Source organism: Mesorhizobium sp. M7A.F.Ca.CA.002.04.1.1, assembly GCF_004022805.1.
GTDB lineage: Bacteria > Pseudomonadota > Alphaproteobacteria > Rhizobiales > Rhizobiaceae > Mesorhizobium > Mesorhizobium ciceri.
In genome coordinates this window covers 1-1,324 of sequence record NZ_RZPL01001052.1, presented here as the reverse complement: position 1 = coordinate 1,324, position 1,324 = coordinate 1, and the positions used below count along the sequence as shown (strand labels likewise).

2 protein-coding genes are annotated in these 1,324 nt (G+C 53.0%); both read left to right on the top strand.

The window, feature by feature from the left end; genetic code table 11:
- Positions 1–288, top strand: a 288-nt coding sequence (locus ENZ75_RS34500; protein WP_206617154.1) for a hypothetical protein, incomplete at its 5' end; no start/stop codon positions are given.
- Positions 276–1,324 (top strand): phospholipase D-like domain-containing protein (locus ENZ75_RS32010; RefSeq protein ID WP_245481334.1); only part of this gene is annotated, 1,049 nt, incomplete at its 3' end. The genes ENZ75_RS34500 and ENZ75_RS32010, both read left to right, overlap by 13 nt.

Here is a 1,324-nt window from a genome sequence, read left to right as displayed (position 1 = left end):
GTCAGGGAACTGGACCTGGAGGCGCGCAACGCCCGGCGGGCACTTCGGGCCAATCAGGCGATTCCGCTAGTCGAGAAGGTAGCGGAAGAACGCCGGATCAAGAAGCTTGAAGGCGAGCGGGATGACCTCAAAATGTCGACCTTCCAGACGCTCCGCGAAATCCGGAAGGAGGTCGACAGCAAACTCGACGAGGTCGCCGCGAAGCTGGCGATTACGCCCAAGGTAACACCATTGCTGACGGTGAGGTGGGAGGTGCTATCGGGGGGCAGCAGCCTATGGATGTCTTAGTCCAAAGTGCTGGAACGGCAGAAACGCTTGGCAATGCAGTCAGAGCATGGAGTGAACATCGCCCGTGTACAGGGTTCTGGGTAGCCGCAGCCTACGCCACTGTCTCGGGAGTTCGTGAATTGCTTGGCGCATTAACGATGATGGATGCGCCTGAAACGCATTGGCTCGTGGGGCTAGATGACTATATCACCCAACCCGGAGCTCTCAGGTTGATTCAATCTCTTCCTGGAGCGCAAATTCGCGTTGCAGGCCTCTCAAGCAAAGATGCGAGGTTCCATCCCAAGCTGTATTTTTTCAAGTCAACATCGAAGGAAGAGACCAACCTCCTAGTTGTCGGTTCGGCCAATCTGACTCGTGCTGCTCTCCGTAAGAATTGCGAGGCCAACGCAATTGGCACTGGAGGCAAGAATTCTACTGAAGCCTTTGATGCGGCTTGGTCGCAGTTGTGGAGCATCGGCGAGGAGCTTACAGCGGAGAAATTGAGCGAATACGAGCAAACCTATCTAAAGATTCGACCGCTCCGAGACGCTATCGCGCGACTGACCACAGGCAAGAATGAGAAAGAGCCTCCTGTAAAGAAAGCTTTAGATTCCGACCAAACCGAAGTAGATCCAGCGCTCGCCACAACGTGCTGGATTGAGGGTGGCAATATCACGTTGATGGGAAAGGAGCTTGAGTTTAAAGCGGAGCAAGCGCTTTTCTTTGGGCTTTCCTCAAACGGCGGAGAGGATTCATATTTCAATTTCAAAACCTCGGCAGGGACTGTCGCTAAACTCAAAATGCGGTATCAGCAGAATCACATGTGGCGACTTCAACTGAACGATGAAGTTCCTGAGGTGAAAGTCGGGCTCAGACCGAAAAATCCAGATGGCAGTTTGGGCAGGTCACCGTATGTCGCCGTATTTGAACGGACAAAAATTGGAGGCACCTTCGTACTCGGGTTCCTTCATTTGGAGTCCAAAGAATTTTCTAGGTTGAAACGTCAATCTGAAAGATATGGGGCGACTGGTAGCACCATCGCGCGGCAATACGGATG